Raw genomic sequence first — 16,491 nt, 5'->3', positions numbered from 1 at the left:
ACTATCACTTCATTTGCAATAACAGAATCGAATTTTTCTATAGCACAAAAAATCCCCCACCAATACTGGCAGGGGATGTAACTTAACGTCTAATCAACTAGCTTAGTTAACCAAACTTCGACGACGTTGAAGCAATCAAGAAGGCTGCGTAAGTCAAGACATACCCCACACTGAAGTGAGCTAAGCCAACCAAACGAGCTTGAACGATAGAAAGTGCCACGGGCTTATCTTTCCAACGCACCAAGTTAGCCAACGGAGTGCGCTCATGGGCCCAGACAAGGGTTTCAATCAACTCTTGCCAATACCCACGCCAGCTAATCAGGAACATGAAGCCCGTTGCCCAAACCAGGTGTCCAAAGAGGAACATCCAGGCCCAAACCGACAGGTTATTGGTTCCAAAGGGGTTATACCCATTAATTAACTGGGACGAATTGAGCCAGAGGTAATCTCGGAACCAACCCATCAAGTAGGTAGACGACTCATTGAACTGAGCCACATTTCCTTCCCAAACACCTAGATGCTTCCAGTGCCAGTAGAACGTAACCCAACCAATGGTATTCAGCATCCAGAACATGGCGAGGTAGAAGGAATCCCATGCAGAGATGTCGCAGGTACCGCCACGGCCGGGGCCATCACAGGGGAAGGCATAGCCGAAATCTTTTTTGTCGGGCATGAGCTTGGAACCACGGGCATCCAGGGCACCTTTGACCAAAATCAAGGTAGTGGTGTGCAGACCCAAGGCAATGGCATGGTGAACTAGGAAGTCGCCAGGGCCAATGGTGAGGAACAAGGAGTTCTTGCCACTGTTGATGGCATCTAACCAACCAGAGAGCCAAACATTACCGTAGTTGGGCCAAGCGGTGGCAGCAATACTATCGGGATTTGACAACAATGTATCAAAACCGTAGAGCAGCTTACCGTGGGCTGCCTGAATGAACTGGGCAAAGACCGGCTCAATCAAGATTTGTTTTTCGGGGGTACCAAAGGCAACCACCACGTCATTGTGAACGTACAGACCTAAGGTGTGGAAACCCAAGAAGAGGGACACCCAGCTTAAGTGGGAGATAATCGCCTCTTTGTGTTGCAGCACCCGATCCAAGACGTTGCCTTTATTTTGCACAGGATCGTAGTCCCGCACCAAGAAAATGGCACCGTGGGCAAAGGCCCCCACCATAATAAATCCAGCAATGTACTGGTGGTGGGTATACAGGGCCGCCATTGTGGTGTGATCTTGGGCAATAAAGGCGTAGGGCGGCAGGGAATACATATGCTGGGCCACTAGAGAGGTAATCACCCCTAAACAAGCCAGGTGCCATCCCAATTGGAAGTGCAGTGAGTTGTTATAGGTTTCATAGATCCCTTGGTGGGGCATATTGAAGGGCCCTTCCACCTTGCTACCAAAGAAGTCCTTGGCATCCATCATTTCTTTGATGCTATGGCCCAAGCCAAACTGGGTGCGATACATGTGACCTGCAACAATGAAGATCACGGCGATCGCCAAGTGGTGGTGAGCCATATCCGTCAGCCACAGGGACTCAGTTTGGGGATGAAACCCACCCAAGAAGGTGAGAATCGCAGTTCCCGAACCTTGAGACGTACCAAAAAGATGACTAGCGGTATCAGGATTTTGAGCATAGACACCCCAATTACCCGTAAAGAAGGGTAAAAGACCCGCTGGGTGAGGCATCGTACTCAGGAAGTTGTCCCAACCCACATGCTGTCCCCGAGATTCGGGAATGGCAACGTGGATCAAGTGTCCGGCCCAAGCTAAGGAACTCACGCCAAACAAACCCGCTAAGTGGTGGTTAAGGCGAGATTCGGCATTCTTGAACCAGGACAGACTGGGACGGAATTTAGGTTGCAAGTGGAGCCAGCCCGCAAAGAGAGCGAGGGAGGCCAACACTAACAGGAAGATTGCGCCTTGGTAGAGATCACCATTGGTACGCATACCTGTGGTGTACCACCAGTGATAAACACCGGAATAGGCAATATCGACGGGGTTAGAAGCACCCGCCTGGGTAAAGGCATCGACCGCTGCCTTACCAAATTGGGGATCCCAAATCGCATGGGCGATGGGACGAACATTGAGCGGATCTTGAATCCATTGCTCAAAGTTGCCTTGCCAGGCTACGTGGAAAAGGCTGCCAGAAACCCACAGGAAAATGATTGCCAGATGACCAAAGTGAGAAGCAAAAATCTTTTGGTAAAGATTCTCTTCGGTCATGCCATCATGGCTTTCAAAGTCGTGTGCAGTCGCAATGGCGTACCAAATCCGCCGTGTGGTCGGATCCTGTGCGAGGTCTTGGCTGAACTTAGGAAATTTAGTTGCCATAGTTAGGTAAAGTCCTCCTCGCCCCTATCCTACAGAAATAATTCGAGCCAGGAAGAACGCCCAAGTAGTAGCGATTCCTCCCAGGAGGTAGTGAGCCACACCCACGGCCCGACCCTGAATAATACTCAGAGCGCGGGGCTGAATAGCCGGAGCTACTTTTAGCTTGTTGTGGGCCCAAACAATCGACTCGATTAACTCTTGCCAGTAACCCCGTCCACTAAAGAGGAACATGAGGCTAAAGGCCCAGACAAAGTGGGCACCGAGGAAGAGTAAACCGTAAGCAGATAGGGCTGAACCATAGGAACCAATCACCTGAGAAGCCTGCGCCCATAGAAAGTCACGCAGCCAACCATTAATGGTGATGGCACTTTGGGCAAAATTACCGCCCGTAATGTGGGATACGGTGCCATCGGGAGACACTGCACCCCAAACATCCGATTGCATCTTCCAACTGAAGTGGAAAATAACCACCGAGATGCTGTTATACATCCAGAACAAGCCCAGGAAGACGTGATCCCAACCGGATACTTGACAGGTACCACCCCGACCGGGCCCATCGCAGGGGAACCGGAAACCGAGATTGGCTTTGTCAGGAATCAAGCGAGAACTGCGGGCAAAGAGCACGCCCTTGAGCAGAATTAAGACCGTCACATGGATCGTGAAGGCATGGATGTGATGCACCATGAAGTCTGCCGTGCCTAGGGCGATCGGCATCATGGCGACCTTGCCACCCACGGCAACAACATCACCACCAAAGGCAACACTAGCGGTAGCGGCCGCATGGGGGGCCGTTCCACCGGGGGCTAGGGTGTGCAGATGCTGAATCCATTGGGCAAACACGGGCTGCAATTGAATGCCCGTATCCGAGAACATATCCTGGGGACGACCAAAGGCCCGCATCGTATCGTTGTGAACATATAGACCAAAGCTATGGAAGCCAAGGAAAATACAGACCCAGTTGAGATGGGAAATAATGGCATCCCGATGACGCAATACCCGATCCAGAACGTTGTTTTGATTGACGACTGGATCATAGTCGCGCACGAAGAAGATAGCCCCGTGGGCAGCACCACCGACAATGAAGAAACCGCCGAGCCACATGTGGTGGGTAAACAGTGACAACTGGGTCGGATAGTCTGTTGCCAAGTAGGGATAGGGGGGCATGGCGTACATATGCTGCGCCACAATGATGCTCAAAGAACCCACCATCGCCAGGTTAATCGCCAATTGGGCATGCCAAGAGGTGGTTAACACTTCGTACAAGCCTTTATGACCTGTGCCGGTGAAGGGCCCTTTGTGGGCTTCTAGGATTTCCTTGATGCTGTGACCGATTCCCCAGTTGGTGCGGTACATGTGACCGGCAATGATAAACAACACGGCGATCGCCACATGGTGATGAGCCGTATCAGATAGCCATAGACCACCAGTTACCGGGTTCAGTCCACCCTTAAAGGTGAGGAAATCAGAGTAAGCACCCCAATTGAAGGTAAAGAAGGGAATAACACCGCTAAAGACACCCCAATCAACCTTTGGATAGAGTTCAGCCATGAGGCTTGGATTCAGAATGAACTCATGGGGCAAGGGAATATCTTTAGCTGCGACACCCGCATCTAGAAGTTTATTGATTGGGAGGGAAACATGGATTTGATGCCCTGCCCAACCCAAGGAACCTAGACCCAGCAAACCAGCCAGATGGTGGTTCAGCATGGATTCTACGTTTTGGAACCATTCCAGCTTGGGGGCACGCTTGTGGTAGTCGGAACCAACCTGCAAAAAGCATTAAGCCAGCCATAACCAAACCACCGATGGCGGTGCAGTATAGCTGAAACTCGTTGGTGATTCCAGAGGCCCGCCACAGTTGGAACAGACCAGAGGTAATTTGGATGCCGTGGAAACCACCACCGACATCACCGTTGAGAATGCCTTGACCAACGATGGGCCAGACAACCTGAGCACTTGGCTTGATCCCAGTTGGGTTCGCTAGCCAAGCTTCATAGTTAGAAAATTTCGCACCATGGAAGTACATCCCGCTGAGCCAGATGAACACGACGGCCAGGTGGCCGAAGTGGGCACTGAAGATTTTACGGGAAATATCTTCGAGGTCGCTTGTATGTGTATCGAAATCATGGGCAAGAGCGTGGAGATTCCAAATCCAAGTTGTGGTTTGGGGACCTCTCGCTAGAGTTCGATCAAAGTGTCCCGGCTTGGCCCATTTCTCAAAAGAGGTAGGAACCGGGTCATTATCGACCACAACTCTGACTTTTTGCTCTCGCTCCGGTGGACTGATGGTCATCGAGTCTCTCCTCTCTCTTAGGCAAGGAAGGAACGAGTACATTCTCTACCCTGATGATTATGTTGCAAAGAGTAAAGGATCCTCAATGCTTATAACAGGCTAGGAACAATTAAGTCCCCTCAGGGCGAGCAATGCTCAATTCAGCATTATAGAAGGCTTCCTCAGGCTTTGCCGATAATTAACATTATTTAAGATGCTTGAATTGTTGACGGGTTTATGGGAATGGAATCCCGCCTTTCCTGAGATAGGTTATTACAGCCATGATCAGATATTTAACAAAACTTTATAGTCATCCGCCCCGCCAAGACAATTGTAAATTGGTAAAAGTTGGCACACGAGGGGGCAATGAAGATCTGGAATCGTTTATTTCAAAAAGTTGTATCCCTTGCTCTTGGTATTATTTTGCTGTGGGGATTAGTTGCCTGTAGCAGTCAAGGGTCACAAGACCGGAGCGATCGCCCCGCAGGTAATAATTTAACGGGTGTCCAGAGGGCAACGCCCTTAGGGGCAAATTTGCAAGAGGTGTCTCCTCCGATCGCCCTAGATGACTTGAAGGCCTGGCTGGATCGCTACCAACCCCAAGTAAATATCCTTAGCCCTCGCCCCAACCAAACCCTAGGGGAAACGGCCCTAGATGTGGAACTGTCCGTAGATAACCTAGAGATTTTCCAGGATAAAAAAACAGGGCTGGGGCCCCACCTCCATTTAATTTTGGATAATCAAGCCTCCCAAGACATTTACGATCTAAGGGAGCCGATTCATTTTGAACATCTAGCCCCTGGAACCCATACCCTGCGAGCCTTTGCTCTGTATCCCTGGGATGAAAGCTTCAAGAATGCGGGAGCCTTCGACCAGGTGACGTTTAATGTTTTAACGCCCAGCGATGAAAATAATCCGATAGCAAGCCTACCCCTGATCACCTATAACCAACCCCAGGGGGCCTATGGGAGTGAGTCGGTACTTTTAGACTTTTATTTAACCAATGCTCCCCTACAGACAATAATTGATCCCCAGTCCATGGAGGGTAATCGAGCCTGGCAGATTCGGGTGACGGTCAATGGTCAAAGCTTTAACCTGGATCGTTGGCAGTCGATTTATTTAACTGGCATGAAGCCAGGGACCAACTGGGTACGCCTAGAGCTTCTGGATGGCCAGGGCCGACCCATTGATAATGCCTTTAATACGGTGACCCAGGTCGTAGATTATCAGCCAGAGGGAAATGACACCCGATCGCGGCTATTTCGAGGGGAGTTAACCGCAAAAAATGTCCAGAGTCTTTTAAGTCGAAATTTTCCGGCCCAGTTGCCTCCAGTTAAAGAAGCACCGGCAATTCCTGCCGAGCCAACCCCTGCACCCATCCCAACAGAGCCAACGCCAGCAAAGCTAGCAGAACCAAAAGTAGAACAAGACATAGAAACAAATGGCGCTCTTGGGGCTGAATCTTCCCCTCCTATTCCTTCGATGGAAACCGAGATCGCCCCTGCACCCCTTAAACCTGGGGCAGAATCTTCTGGAAAAAACACCAGAGGACGGAATTTTTTACGCTTTTTCCAGAAGGACGGATCCCCTACTCCCCCTGACTCAGTAGAGATTGAGCAAACCCCTGAAATTACGGCTTTTCCCAAACCTACGCCGTCCCCCAAAGCTCTAAAGCCTGGGGATCAGTCCCCAGAAGTGCCCCTAGGCATGGAGAGAACATCAACACATGGGCCTAAAGCCTCTAGTTCTAAAACGTTTGGGTCTGAGGCAACGCCCAAGTCGGATGAGTCAGGGACATCCCATACTCCTGAACCAGAGACGGATGGGCCCCTTCTAAATACAGGAATTCCCAGTCGTTACTTTAAGAATCAATCGGGTCAGAATTCGTCGGAGCAAATCCCTGGGTCAACGCCAGAACCCGAATCTCCTGAACCAACGAGAGAGGGGCTATGACCGCCATTGTCTGGAACCCCCAGCAGGATTATCAAGATATTCTTTATCACAAGGCTGGGGGAATCGCCAAAATTACCATTAATCGGCCCCATAAACGGAATGCCTTTCGTCCCGAAACGGTGATGGAACTATGCCAGGCGTTTTTGGATGCCCGGGATGATCCGAAAATTGGCGTGATCCTATTCACGGGGGCCGGCCCCCACACCGATGGTAAGTATGCCTTTTGCTCTGGCGGAGATCAGACCGTGCGTGGGGTCGGCGGCTATGTGGATGGGGCCGGGGTTCCCCGTTTGAATGTGTTAGACCTGCAACGTTTAATTCGCACAATTCCCAAGGTGGTGATTGCCCTAGTGGCGGGCTATGCCATTGGTGGCGGCCATGTATTGCACCTAGTCTGTGATCTCACCATTGCCGCCGAAAATGCCATCTTTGGCCAGACGGGGCCCCAGGTGGGTAGTTTTGATGGTGGGTTTGGGGCGAGTTACCTGGCTCGAATTGTGGGGCAGAAAAAAGCGCGGGAAATTTGGTTTCTCTGTCGCCAGTATCCTGCCAATGAAGCCTTATCCATGGGATTAGTAAATTGTGTTGTCCCAGTAGAAAACCTAGAGGCGGAGGGGGTGCGCTGGGCCGAAGAGATTCTCCAAAAAAGTCCCTTAGCCATTCGTTGTCTGAAATCTGCCTTTAATGCGGACTGCGACGGTCAAGCGGGGCTACAAGAATTAGCAGGAAATGCCACACTCCTTTATTATTTAACCCAGGAAAGTGCCGAGGGCAAACAGGCCTTTCTGGAAAAGCGTCCCCCCAATTTTCAGCAATTTCCCTGGCTGCCCTAGGGCGTTTAGGGGTTCAAAAAATTCAGCGTATCAGCAAGAGAGTATTTACGAGTACCCCTATGACTGTCCCCCCTTCTATACCCATTTCAGTACCTACTCCATCATCCTTACCTGCTTCATCATCCACCACTCCCGAAGAACTGGCGATCGCCCTGATGAATGCCCTCACCATTGATTCCCAGGATTGGCACCGTCTCAAGGGGAATCGGCGGGCCCGGGCCCTAGAACAAACGGCAGCCGCCCTAGTTTACCTTCTGAAGGATCAACCGGAGGAAGCTCTGCTGCGGTTAGAACAGGCTACGGGCTGGCTGGATCGCTCCATTAAGGCTCCCCCCTGTCCCAGCCACGGCCATCATGAGGTGGCCCCAGATTAAACCCACCACCTCAAACTCCCCAAAGGTTAAGTAAACCTAAAACCTGGGTTCACTGATGGCTAGACTACTATTGCTGGCTCCCGAATCACAGTAGAATTGGGCTGCATCTTGAGAATAGATAGGAAACGTGAATGATGGATACGGCGATCGCTGCCATTCGGGCCCGGGAAATTCTAGACTCTCGCGGTCGTCCCACCGTGGAAGCAGAAGTAGAACTAGATTGCGGCATCGTGGGGTTAGCCCAAGTTCCTAGTGGGGCCTCCACCGGCAGTTTTGAAGCCCATGAACTCCGGGATGGGGATCCCAGTCGCTACGGCGGTAAGGGGGTCTTAAAAGCTGTGGACAATATCAATACCCTAATTGCCCAACAGCTTTTAGATTTTAATTCCTATGACCAGATTGCCCTGGATCAGATCATGATCGAATTGGATGGCTCCGCTAATAAATCTGTTCTCGGGGCAAATGCAATCCTGGCCGTGTCCTTGGCCGCTGCAAAGGCCTGCGCTGAGGCCCTGGGTTTGCCCCTCTATCGTTACTTGGGGGGCCCCTTAGCCAATGTCTTGCCAGTGCCGATGATGAATGTGATTAATGGTGGTGCCCACGCGGCCAACAATATCGATTTTCAAGAGTTTATGGTCATGCCCGTTGGTGCCAGTACGTTCCAAGAGGCCCTGCGTTGGGGTGCGGAAATTTTTGCGGCATTGAGTCAGGTTCTCAAGGATCAGGGCTTACTGACGGGGGTGGGGGATGAAGGTGGATTTGCCCCCAATTTACCCTCGAATCAGGCGGCCCTAGATATTCTAATGAAATCCATTGAATTAGCAGGTTACAAACCAGGGGAACAGGTGGCCCTTGCCCTAGATGTGGCCGCCAATGAATTTTATAAAGATAGTCAATATGTTTATGATGGCAAACCCCAGAGTCCGGCAGACTTCATCACCTACCTAGGGGAATTGGTTGCCAGCTACCCGATTGTTTCCATTGAGGATGGCCTCTACGAAGATGACTGGGAGAGTTGGCAGGCCCTGACCGCTCAGCTAGGCAGTAAGGTGCAGTTGGTGGGGGATGATTTGTTTGTCACCAATCGCGATCGCCTGCAAAAGGGTATCGAGAACGGATCTGCCAATGCCATTCTCATTAAGCTCAATCAAATTGGTTCCCTCACCGAAACCCTGGAAACCATTGCCCTAGCAACTCGCCATAGCTATCGTTGCGTCATTAGTCACCGTTCTGGGGAAACGGAGGACACAACCATTGCGGATCTGGCAGTGGCGACCCGGGCGGGGCAAATTAAAACGGGATCCCTTTGCCGTAGTGAGCGGGTGGCCAAATATAATCGTCTGCTACGCATTGAAGATGAACTTGGGGATCAGGCGGTTTATGCAGGTATGGTTGGCTTAGGCCCGCGTTAATTGACCTGTCCTAAATGATTCGTCCCCGTAAACAGCTTGGCCAGCATTGGCTGAGAAGTCCTAGGGTCTTAGGAGAGATTCTAGGGGCAGCCGACCTGAGCGGGGGCGATCGCATTCTGGAAATTGGCCCCGGCACTGGCGTATTAACCAAGCCTCTTTTAGCCCAAGCCCAGGAAGTAGTGAGTGTTGAGCTAGATCCTCGTGCCTATGGCACATTGACAAAAACCCTAACCCAACCCAACCTGCACCTGATTCAAGGGGATATTTTAGAGCTAGATTTAGACACCCTGCCGCGGGGTTGTCCCGATAAGGTGGTGGCAAATATTCCCTACAACATTACCGGGCCGATTTTAATGAAGCTCCTGGGTACCATGGATGCCCCCCGCCGTCCGCCCTTTGAACGTTTAATTCTCTTGGTTCAGCGGGAAGTAGCCGATCGCCTCACCGCCCAACCTAGCAGCCGCGCCTTTGGTGCCCTTTCCCTGCGGGTGCAATATTTAGCCACCTGTGAATTGATTTGCCCCGTACCCGCCACCGCCTTCCATCCCGTGCCGAAGGTGGCATCTGCGGTGATTCGCCTGCGGCCCCATGCCACCCTGCCCACTGTCAAAGATCCCCGTTGGTTAGATCACCTCATTAAACAGGGATTTTCCACCCGTCGCAAAATGTTAGCAACCGCCCTCAAACCGATCCTAAACCCCGATCTGGTTCGTCATTGCCTAGAGAGCTTAGGGATTTCCATTAAATGTCGGGGCGAAGATCTCAATTTAGACCAATGGATTCAACTGAGTGATGTCCTAGAGCCAAACTAGGAAATACCTCGAATGAGTACATCAAATCAACCACTTTATAAGGGTCTGTTCCAGTTGGGTTAATTCGGGAAATAGGCCCTGGCGTAACCATTGCCCCACCGCATCTAGGGGGGAAAACTCTGCCCCCGGTTGCCAACTGAGGGTTTGTCCAAGGGGGGTGAGGTGATTGCCCGGTAACTGCAAGGTGGTCACCATGTGATCAAACCGCTCCTTGAGAATTCGACTGAGCCGTCCGGTTTGATCAATATCATCGTTTTGGAAGCGAATCAGGAGGTTGCGGCGAATGGGGTAGGCCTGTTCAATGAGGCGTTCCGTGGCGCGGGGACTGGGGATAAACTCCATACCGGAGACATTCACGTTTTCCATAAAGGGAATGGACTGGTTGGCGGCATAATTATTAAATGCTAGAAAAATATTACCCGCCCGCTCCACCTCATAGGTGCTGCCAATCAAGAGTTGTAGTTTGCACCCCATACTATGGCCAAGTCCATAGATCGGTAGGCCGGGCCGGCAGCGGGAACGTTGCTCTAGCCAGTCGAGGCCATACTCAAACTTAGTCAACACATCCCGGGCGATCGCCAGGTGATCAAAGGTATTGACAAAGGGGGTGGCGACAATGGCATAGCGATGCTCGGCTAAAAATTCCAAAAGACGACGATAGGACACTTGGGGAGCGGCAGCTAAAAATGCTCCACCCAAAAAATGAATGATCCCCCGCGATCGCGGCGGAATGAGTAGCCAGTTTCCCCGCACCTCTTGCCAGTCCAAAGGGGTTACTCCATCGTGAAAGAATGATTCCTATTTTCTTAGGACAATTCGGATAAGGGGGGTGTGTTGGCTCTCGCCCCCAGTCAGGGGTTCCACCCCTGCACCCCGTCCTAAACTAAGCAACATAGCTATAAAGTAATTTTAAGGTAGCACCAAACCCCCTAGTAGCGTACTAGTAGCGTCGCTCTTCCGGTTCAAAAAGATTGATGGTGACCGGAACATAGCGAATATCCATCCCCGTGGGCGAGTAGCTGGCAAAGGTGTGTTGTAGGAATCGCTGATCGTCCCGTTGGGGATAATCTTCACGGTAGTGGGCCCCCCGGCTTTCCTGGCGATTCAGGGCACTACTGAGAATGACCGTTGCTACCACCAGCAGACTCCGCAATTCTAGGGCTTCAATGAGTTCACTATTCCAGACCTTGCTGTGATCATCTAGGCGAATGTTTCCATACTGTTGTTGTAGAGACTCTAACTGGTTTACCCCCTCGGTCAATAGCTCTGCGGTGCGAAAAACGCCACAGTGATCGGTCATACAGTCTTGTACTTGATTACGGAGTTCGGCAATCCGCAGCGTTCCCGGTTGATCCAAAAGCTGCTGGATCTGTTCCTGGGCTTCCTGAACGTAGCGACTGTAATTAATCTGGGGAAATTTTCGTTGACGCACATCCTGGGCGATCGCTGCACCAGTGCGGCGGCCATAGACCACACATTCGAGCAGGGAATTGCTGCCTAGGCGGTTTGCCCCATGCACCGACACACAGGCTGTTTCACCCGCTGCAAAAAAACCCGTCACCACCTGATCCTGGTTCAATCGCACCTGACCCGATGTGGTCACCGGAATCCCACCCATGGAGTAATGCCCGGTGGGCCGCACTGGAATGGGTTCCACCACCGCATCTACACCGGCCAAGCGATGGGCTTCTTCCCAGCAAAAGGGAACCCGACTCATGATTTTTTCCCGACCCATGTGCCGTAGGTCTAAATGGACAAAGGGGCCGCCGCCACTGCCATCCAGGTGAATCCCCCGTCCCTGACGAATTTCTGTGGTGATGGCCCGGGACACAATATCCCTAGGGGCAAGCTCCATCCGACTGGGGGCATAGTTGACCATAAAGCGATTGCCGACGGCATTGACTAAGTAGGCACCTTCGCCCCGCACCGCTTCGGAAATTAAGACCCCGGCCGGATACAGTCCCGTTGGGTGAAACTGGACAAATTCCATATCTTCTAGGGGTAGGCCCGCCAAGGCGGTCATCGCTAAACCATCCCCGGTTGAAGCAAAATCATTGGAGGTGGTATTAAACACCCGACCATACCCGCCGGTGGCAAACATGACAGCCCGGGCCCGGATCACGGCAATTTCCCCGGTTTCAATGTGGTACAGCACCACTCCCTTGGCCTGCTGATCTTCGAGGATGAGGCGGAGAACATACCACTCCTCGTAGAAATTCACCCCATACTTCAATAAATTGCAATACAACTCATGGAGAATGGCATGGCCCGTTTTGTCCGCCGCATAGCAGGTGCGATTGTGACTATGGCCGCCAAAGGGCCGCTGGGCAATGCGACCATCCTCTAAACGGGAAAATAAAACCCCCAAATGCTCCAGATCGATCACCACATCCGGGGCCTCTTGGGTCAAAATGGCCACGGCATCCTGATCCGCTAAAAAATCCGATCCCTTGACCGTATCAAAGGCGTGACTCTCCCAGGAATCTTGATCATCGACATTTTTTAAGGTAGCGGCAATTCCCCCTTGGGCAGCAACGGAATGGGAGCGAATGGGGTGGGTCTTGGCAATGAGGGCAATGGTCAGATCAGGGGCCAGCCGACAAATCTCTAGGGCGGCTCGACATCCGGCCAAGCCACCGCCAACAATGACAACATCATGATCAATCATCGATAACCAGAAACCCCACGAATCTTAGTTGATCATTATCTTATCGGCGGAGTTCCTGAAAGAACAGGGAAAGAGATGGCTACCTCCCCCCCTCTAGGCTGTAGTTGGATAGCTGGGGCGATCGCCAAGGGCATCCGGATAGAGGAGGCCATGCTCCACACCCTGGATGATCTCCGAATTCCAGGCATGGCCATCTAGGGCAATTTGCTCAATTAAACTAGCTAGGCGCAGGGCTTTCAGAGCTTGCTCACCCCCCACAGAGGGCGGCTTTCCACCCCGGACACAGTTCACAAAATGCTCTAGTTCGGCATGAAGGGGTTCAATATTACTGGTATACACCTTCTCAATTAAGCCATCCTGACGATAGAGAACCTGGCCGTGATCCGCCATGCAACTGGCACTCATTTGCCGATGAATTAATATCTCATTTTTGAGAAAGTCTGCCTCCGTCAGGGATGTTTTACAGTGGGCGGCAATCCGCCGTAATTTCCGATGGGTGACCTTGCTGGCGGTGAGGGTGGCAATGACCCCATTGGCAAATCCGAGGGTTGCGGTGACGTAATCCAGGTAGTTGGACTGGGGGGCGCGACTGCCCGCTGCGGTTAAACGAACGACGGTGGAATTGGTCAGTTCTAAGAGTAAATCAATGTCATGGATCATCAAATCCAATACCACGGACACATCGTTGGCACGACCGGAGTAGGGACTCATGCGGTGGGCTTCTAGGGCCAAGATTTCTTCGGTACGTAGAACTTTGGTTAGCTCTTGGAAGGCGGGATTAAACCGCTCAATGTGACCCACCTGTAAAATACACTGGCAGTCAGCGGCGGTATTAACTAAGGATTCTGCCTCGGCAATACTGGCGGCAATAGGTTTTTCTACCAACACATGAATGCCTTGACGCAGGCAGGTAATCCCTACCTCATGGTGCTGGCGCGTGGGAACGGCAATACATACCGCATCCACATGGGGAAGGAGATCGTGGTAGTCTTCAAAGAATTTGACTCGATATTTACTGGCGGTATCAATACCCCGTTCCAGGTTAAGATCGGAAATACCTACTAACTCGACATCTTTGAGTAGGCTCAGTACCCTAGTATGGTGCTGGCCCATGTTGCCGACACCAATGACACCAATCCGAAGCGGTTCCGGTTGGCTCCGATGTCCCCCTGAACCCAGGGAAGTCGTCTGATTTGTCACTCCTCTGTTTCCCCTAACGCGCAATACTGACTCTAACGGATGATGCCAATGGCTTTAGTTTTCAATCCTTCCCTTGACGAACATCACGGAAGTATTGTTCAAGGAGATGTTACCACAGCATTGAGTATTGTGAAGTTTTTTATGAACAATGAAATTTTCAGCCTCCCAGATCAGGGGGGCATTTCGCTATGAAAAAAGCGGTCATTCTTCTTTCCGGTGGACTAGACTCAACAACGGTATTATTTCGGGCCATTGCGGCGGGTTATTCGTGTTATGCTCTTTCCTTTGATTATGGCCAGCGTCATCGCCGTGAATTAATGGCAGCCCAGGAGATCGCCCAGTTAGGGTCGGTGGTTGAGCATCAGGTGGTTCGCTTTGACTTGGGGGCATGGGGTGGTTCAGCCCTAACGGATTTAGCCATTGCTCTACCGGAACACCGCAGTTTGGAAACCATGGGCCAAGGGATTCCCGTCACCTATGTACCTGCCCGCAATACGATTTTCTTAAGTTTTGCCCTAGGCTACGCGGAGGCGATCGCCGCGACGGAGGTTCATATTGGCGTGAATGCCCTGGACTATTCTGGCTATCCTGACTGCCGGGGCGACTACATTGAAGCAATGCAACGGGTCTATGAGCTGGGGACAAAACAGGGACGGGAAGGGCGACCCATTCAAATTATTACCCCCCTGATCGATCGCTCCAAGGGGGATATTATTCAACTGGGCAATGAGCTAGGGGTTCCCTGGGAAAAAACCTGGTCCTGCTATAGCCAGGGGGTAGGAGAAAATCCGGTGCGGGCCTGTGGGGTTTGTGATTCCTGTCAATTGCGTTTAGCTGCCTTTGCTGCGTTGGGACTCAAGGATCCCCTACCCTACGCCCTAGCTTAGTTAACGTCAGTTACGGATAAGCCTAGGGGAGCAAGTTTGAGTCAAGTGCAATCGAGGGCTTTTTCGGCTGGTGGCAGTAGGCAATTAATCCCCCAACAAGGTTGACCAGGAAGTTAACCGGGGAGCGATGCCGGGAGTGCTCGACCTGGGAAATGTTCTTTAACTGGTCGATAATGATCTCGATAATGGCTTGCTTTCGCAACAGCAAACGGTCATTGAGCTTGAGGAAGCGATTCTTCATATTGCGCCGAAACTTGGTGATGAACTGCACCCCGGTCTGCTGCAAGAGTTGTTTTGCCAACGTTTGCGAGACGTAGCCTTTGTCGGCGAATACCTTGCCGAAGAGCCGTTGCAGCAGCTTGGGGACAGGAGTCCGATCATCGGTGTTGCCAGGAGTCAGGGTAAAGTTGAGCAATTCCCCTTTGTCATTCACAACTAAATGGAGTTTGAAACCGAAGAACCAGTCCACCGAAGTCTTGCCCCGCTCGGCGAACAAATCAAACACTTTGTGCTGCTTGATGCAGTGATTGTGGCAAACCTTCAGGCTGGTTGAGTCCATGAAGCTAATCCCACTGCATTGCCCAAAGCAAGACCGCAGGTAGGCAGACAATGGCAATAACAGCGAAGGCAACCAACTGATAAAGCGGGGATAGCTCACCAAATTCGGGAATGCCTTGTGCCAGTAGCGACAAACGTGCTTGGTGTAGTATTGCAAATGAAGTGATAGTTAGGACATATATCTGAAAGCTTCATCGACGGCATCCCACAAGAGATCAAACCGATTCAGGGTCTGACCCAAATACTGCTTTAACCGTGCCCAAAATTTCTCTATCTTGTTCAAGTCAGGGGAGTAAGGCGGCAAAAATAACAGGCTGGATGCACCCTGTTCAATTAACTCTTGAGTCCGCTGCGATTGATGAAAGCTCGCATTGTCAAGGACAACGAGTTGACCTGCGTTCAGTTCAGGCACTAAAAACTGCTCTACCCAGTTCTCGAATAGGTCACTGTTGCAATATCCCTCAAAGGTCATCGGGGCTAGTATTTGGCGATCACACCAACCTGCAATCATACTGATGCGTTGGGTGCGATAGTGCCTGTTGATAGTCGTGACTGGCATATTGTGCCCCCCGGTCTGGGTGAAATAATAAACCAGCGCTTGACGGTTTCCGGTGTCCCAAGGCGGCAGACAACGCGGTCAAAACCAGTTCGGTGCGCAAATGCTCGGCAATAGACCATCCCACCACCCTACGAGAGAATAGGTCGAGAATGACCGCTAGATAGACCCATCCTTCGGCTGTCCAGATATAGGTGATATCGGCCACCCACACTTGGTCTGAGGCATCTGTCTTAAAGCAACGATCTAAGGTATTCTCTGCTATCGGTAGCCGATGATTTGAATCCGTTGTTCCCTTAAATTTCCGTCGCAGATGGGCATTGATCCCCAAGTTTGCCATTAATCGGATCACCCGTTGACGGCTGATCGGGAAGCCTTGAGCAGCTAAGGCTGCTTGTATCCTCGGTGAGCCATAGGTTTGACGGCTCTCTTGCTGAATCTGTTGAATCATTTGGCTCAATGTCTCATTCTCCTTACCTCGGGGTGATAATGGTCGGTTGCACCAGGCATAATAGCCACTTCTCGATTGCTTTAAGACCTGGCACATCAGGCTGATGGGAAAATGTGCCTTCTGGGCATCGATTAGCTCATAGGGTCTGAACTTTCCCGTGCAAAGAAGGCTGCGGCTTTTTTT

12 protein-coding genes and 2 pseudogenes are annotated in these 16,491 nt (G+C 51.5%); 6 read left to right on the top strand and 8 right to left on the bottom strand.

Going from position 1 to position 16,491, the window contains the following annotated elements:
* Positions 1-106 precede the first annotated feature (106 nt).
* Both psaB and psaA read right to left on the bottom strand, forming a co-directional pair.
* A complete protein-coding gene (gene psaB / locus L3556_RS12525; protein WP_277867675.1) occupies positions 107-2,332 on the bottom strand; it encodes a photosystem I core protein PsaB in 2,226 nt (741 codons plus the stop codon).
* Positions 2,333-2,356: 24 nt separating this feature from the next.
* Positions 2,357-4,625 (bottom strand): annotated as a pseudogene (gene psaA / locus L3556_RS12520) (photosystem I core protein PsaA).
* Positions 4,626-4,970: 345 nt separating this feature from the next.
* Here psaA and L3556_RS12515 point away from each other — a divergent pair.
* The 5 genes from L3556_RS12515 (at position 4,971) to rsmA (ending at position 9,988) form a co-directional block, all read left to right on the top strand.
* Positions 4,971-6,557, top strand: coding sequence for a hypothetical protein (locus L3556_RS12515; RefSeq protein WP_277867674.1), 1,587 nt, complete (start codon positions 4,971-4,973; stop codon positions 6,555-6,557).
* On the top strand, positions 6,554-7,390 hold the full coding sequence (menB, locus tag L3556_RS12510; protein ID WP_277867673.1) for a 1,4-dihydroxy-2-naphthoyl-CoA synthase: 837 nt from the start codon (positions 6,554-6,556) through the stop codon (positions 7,388-7,390). Before L3556_RS12515 ends, menB begins: the two co-directional genes overlap by 4 nt.
* Positions 7,391-7,449: 59 nt before the next feature.
* Positions 7,450-7,764: a DUF6439 family protein gene (locus L3556_RS12505; RefSeq protein ID WP_277867672.1), complete on the top strand. Its 315-nt coding sequence runs from the start codon at positions 7,450-7,452 to the stop codon at positions 7,762-7,764.
* Positions 7,765-7,895: 131 nt separating this feature from the next.
* Positions 7,896-9,176 (top strand): phosphopyruvate hydratase, encoded by a 1,281-nt coding sequence (eno, locus tag L3556_RS12500; RefSeq protein WP_277867671.1) that lies wholly within the window; start codon positions 7,896-7,898, stop codon positions 9,174-9,176.
* 17 nt (positions 9,177-9,193) lie between these two features.
* On the top strand, positions 9,194-9,988 hold the full coding sequence (rsmA, locus tag L3556_RS12495; protein ID WP_277867848.1) for a 16S rRNA (adenine(1518)-N(6)/adenine(1519)-N(6))-dimethyltransferase RsmA: 795 nt from the start codon (positions 9,194-9,196) through the stop codon (positions 9,986-9,988).
* A 21-nt stretch (positions 9,989-10,009) separates the two neighbouring features.
* Here rsmA and L3556_RS12490 read toward each other — a convergent pair whose 3' ends face one another.
* The 3 genes from L3556_RS12490 to L3556_RS12480 form a co-directional block, all read right to left on the bottom strand.
* Entirely contained in the window at positions 10,010-10,756 is a 747-nt protein-coding gene (locus L3556_RS12490; protein ID WP_277867670.1) for a DUF1350 family protein, read from the bottom strand.
* Between the two features lie 172 nt (positions 10,757-10,928).
* Positions 10,929-12,656 carry a succinate dehydrogenase/fumarate reductase flavoprotein subunit gene (locus tag L3556_RS12485; protein WP_277867669.1) on the bottom strand — a complete coding sequence of 576 codons (1,728 nt, stop codon included), beginning with the start codon at positions 12,654-12,656 and terminating at the stop codon, positions 10,929-10,931.
* A 93-nt stretch (positions 12,657-12,749) separates the two neighbouring features.
* A complete protein-coding gene (locus tag L3556_RS12480; RefSeq protein ID WP_277867668.1) occupies positions 12,750-13,856 on the bottom strand; it encodes a Gfo/Idh/MocA family protein in 1,107 nt (368 codons plus the stop codon).
* Positions 13,857-14,044: 188 nt separating this feature from the next.
* On the opposite strand from L3556_RS12480, the gene queC reads away from it, so the two are divergent.
* Complete coding sequence (queC, locus tag L3556_RS12475) at positions 14,045-14,743, top strand: 7-cyano-7-deazaguanine synthase QueC (protein WP_277867667.1); 699 nt, start codon at positions 14,045-14,047, stop codon at positions 14,741-14,743.
* 22 nt (positions 14,744-14,765) lie between these two features.
* Here the strand turns inward: queC and L3556_RS12470 are convergent.
* The 3 genes and pseudogenes from L3556_RS12470 to L3556_RS12460 form a co-directional block, all read right to left on the bottom strand.
* Positions 14,766-15,452 (bottom strand): annotated as a pseudogene (locus L3556_RS12470) (IS982 family transposase); the annotation flags it as partial.
* A gap of 18 nt (positions 15,453-15,470) precedes the next feature.
* On the bottom strand, positions 15,471-15,812 hold the full coding sequence (locus L3556_RS12465; RefSeq protein ID WP_277867665.1) for a transposase: 342 nt from the start codon (positions 15,810-15,812) through the stop codon (positions 15,471-15,473).
* Positions 15,793-16,491 (bottom strand): IS3 family transposase (locus tag L3556_RS12460; RefSeq protein WP_277867664.1); only part of this gene is annotated, 699 nt, incomplete at its 5' end. The genes L3556_RS12460 and L3556_RS12465, both read right to left, overlap by 20 nt.

The organism is Candidatus Synechococcus calcipolaris G9 (assembly GCF_029582805.1).
GTDB lineage: Bacteria > Cyanobacteriota > Cyanobacteriia > Thermosynechococcales > Thermosynechococcaceae > Synechococcus_F > Synechococcus_F calcipolaris.
Note: the sequence above shows the minus strand (reverse complement) of the source record. Positions and strands in the feature narration are given on the sequence as shown.

Bases quoted from the DNA above. Each gene is read 5' to 3' on its own strand.
- psaB (WP_277867675.1), bottom strand. From the start codon at position 2,332: ATGGCAACTAAATTTCCTAAGTTCAGCCAAGACCTCGCACAGGATCCG.
- L3556_RS12515 (WP_277867674.1), top strand. From the start codon at position 4,971: ATGAAGATCTGGAATCGTTTATTTCAAAAAGTTGTATCCCTTGCTCTT.
- menB (WP_277867673.1), top strand. From the start codon at position 6,554: ATGACCGCCATTGTCTGGAACCCCCAGCAGGATTATCAAGATATTCTT.
- L3556_RS12505 (WP_277867672.1), top strand. From the start codon at position 7,450: ATGACTGTCCCCCCTTCTATACCCATTTCAGTACCTACTCCATCATCC.
- eno (WP_277867671.1), top strand. From the start codon at position 7,896: ATGATGGATACGGCGATCGCTGCCATTCGGGCCCGGGAAATTCTAGAC.
- L3556_RS12485 (WP_277867669.1), bottom strand. From the start codon at position 12,656: ATGATTGATCATGATGTTGTCATTGTTGGCGGTGGCTTGGCCGGATGT.
- queC (WP_277867667.1), top strand. From the start codon at position 14,045: ATGAAAAAAGCGGTCATTCTTCTTTCCGGTGGACTAGACTCAACAACG.
- L3556_RS12465 (WP_277867665.1), bottom strand. From the start codon at position 15,812: ATGATTGCAGGTTGGTGTGATCGCCAAATACTAGCCCCGATGACCTTT.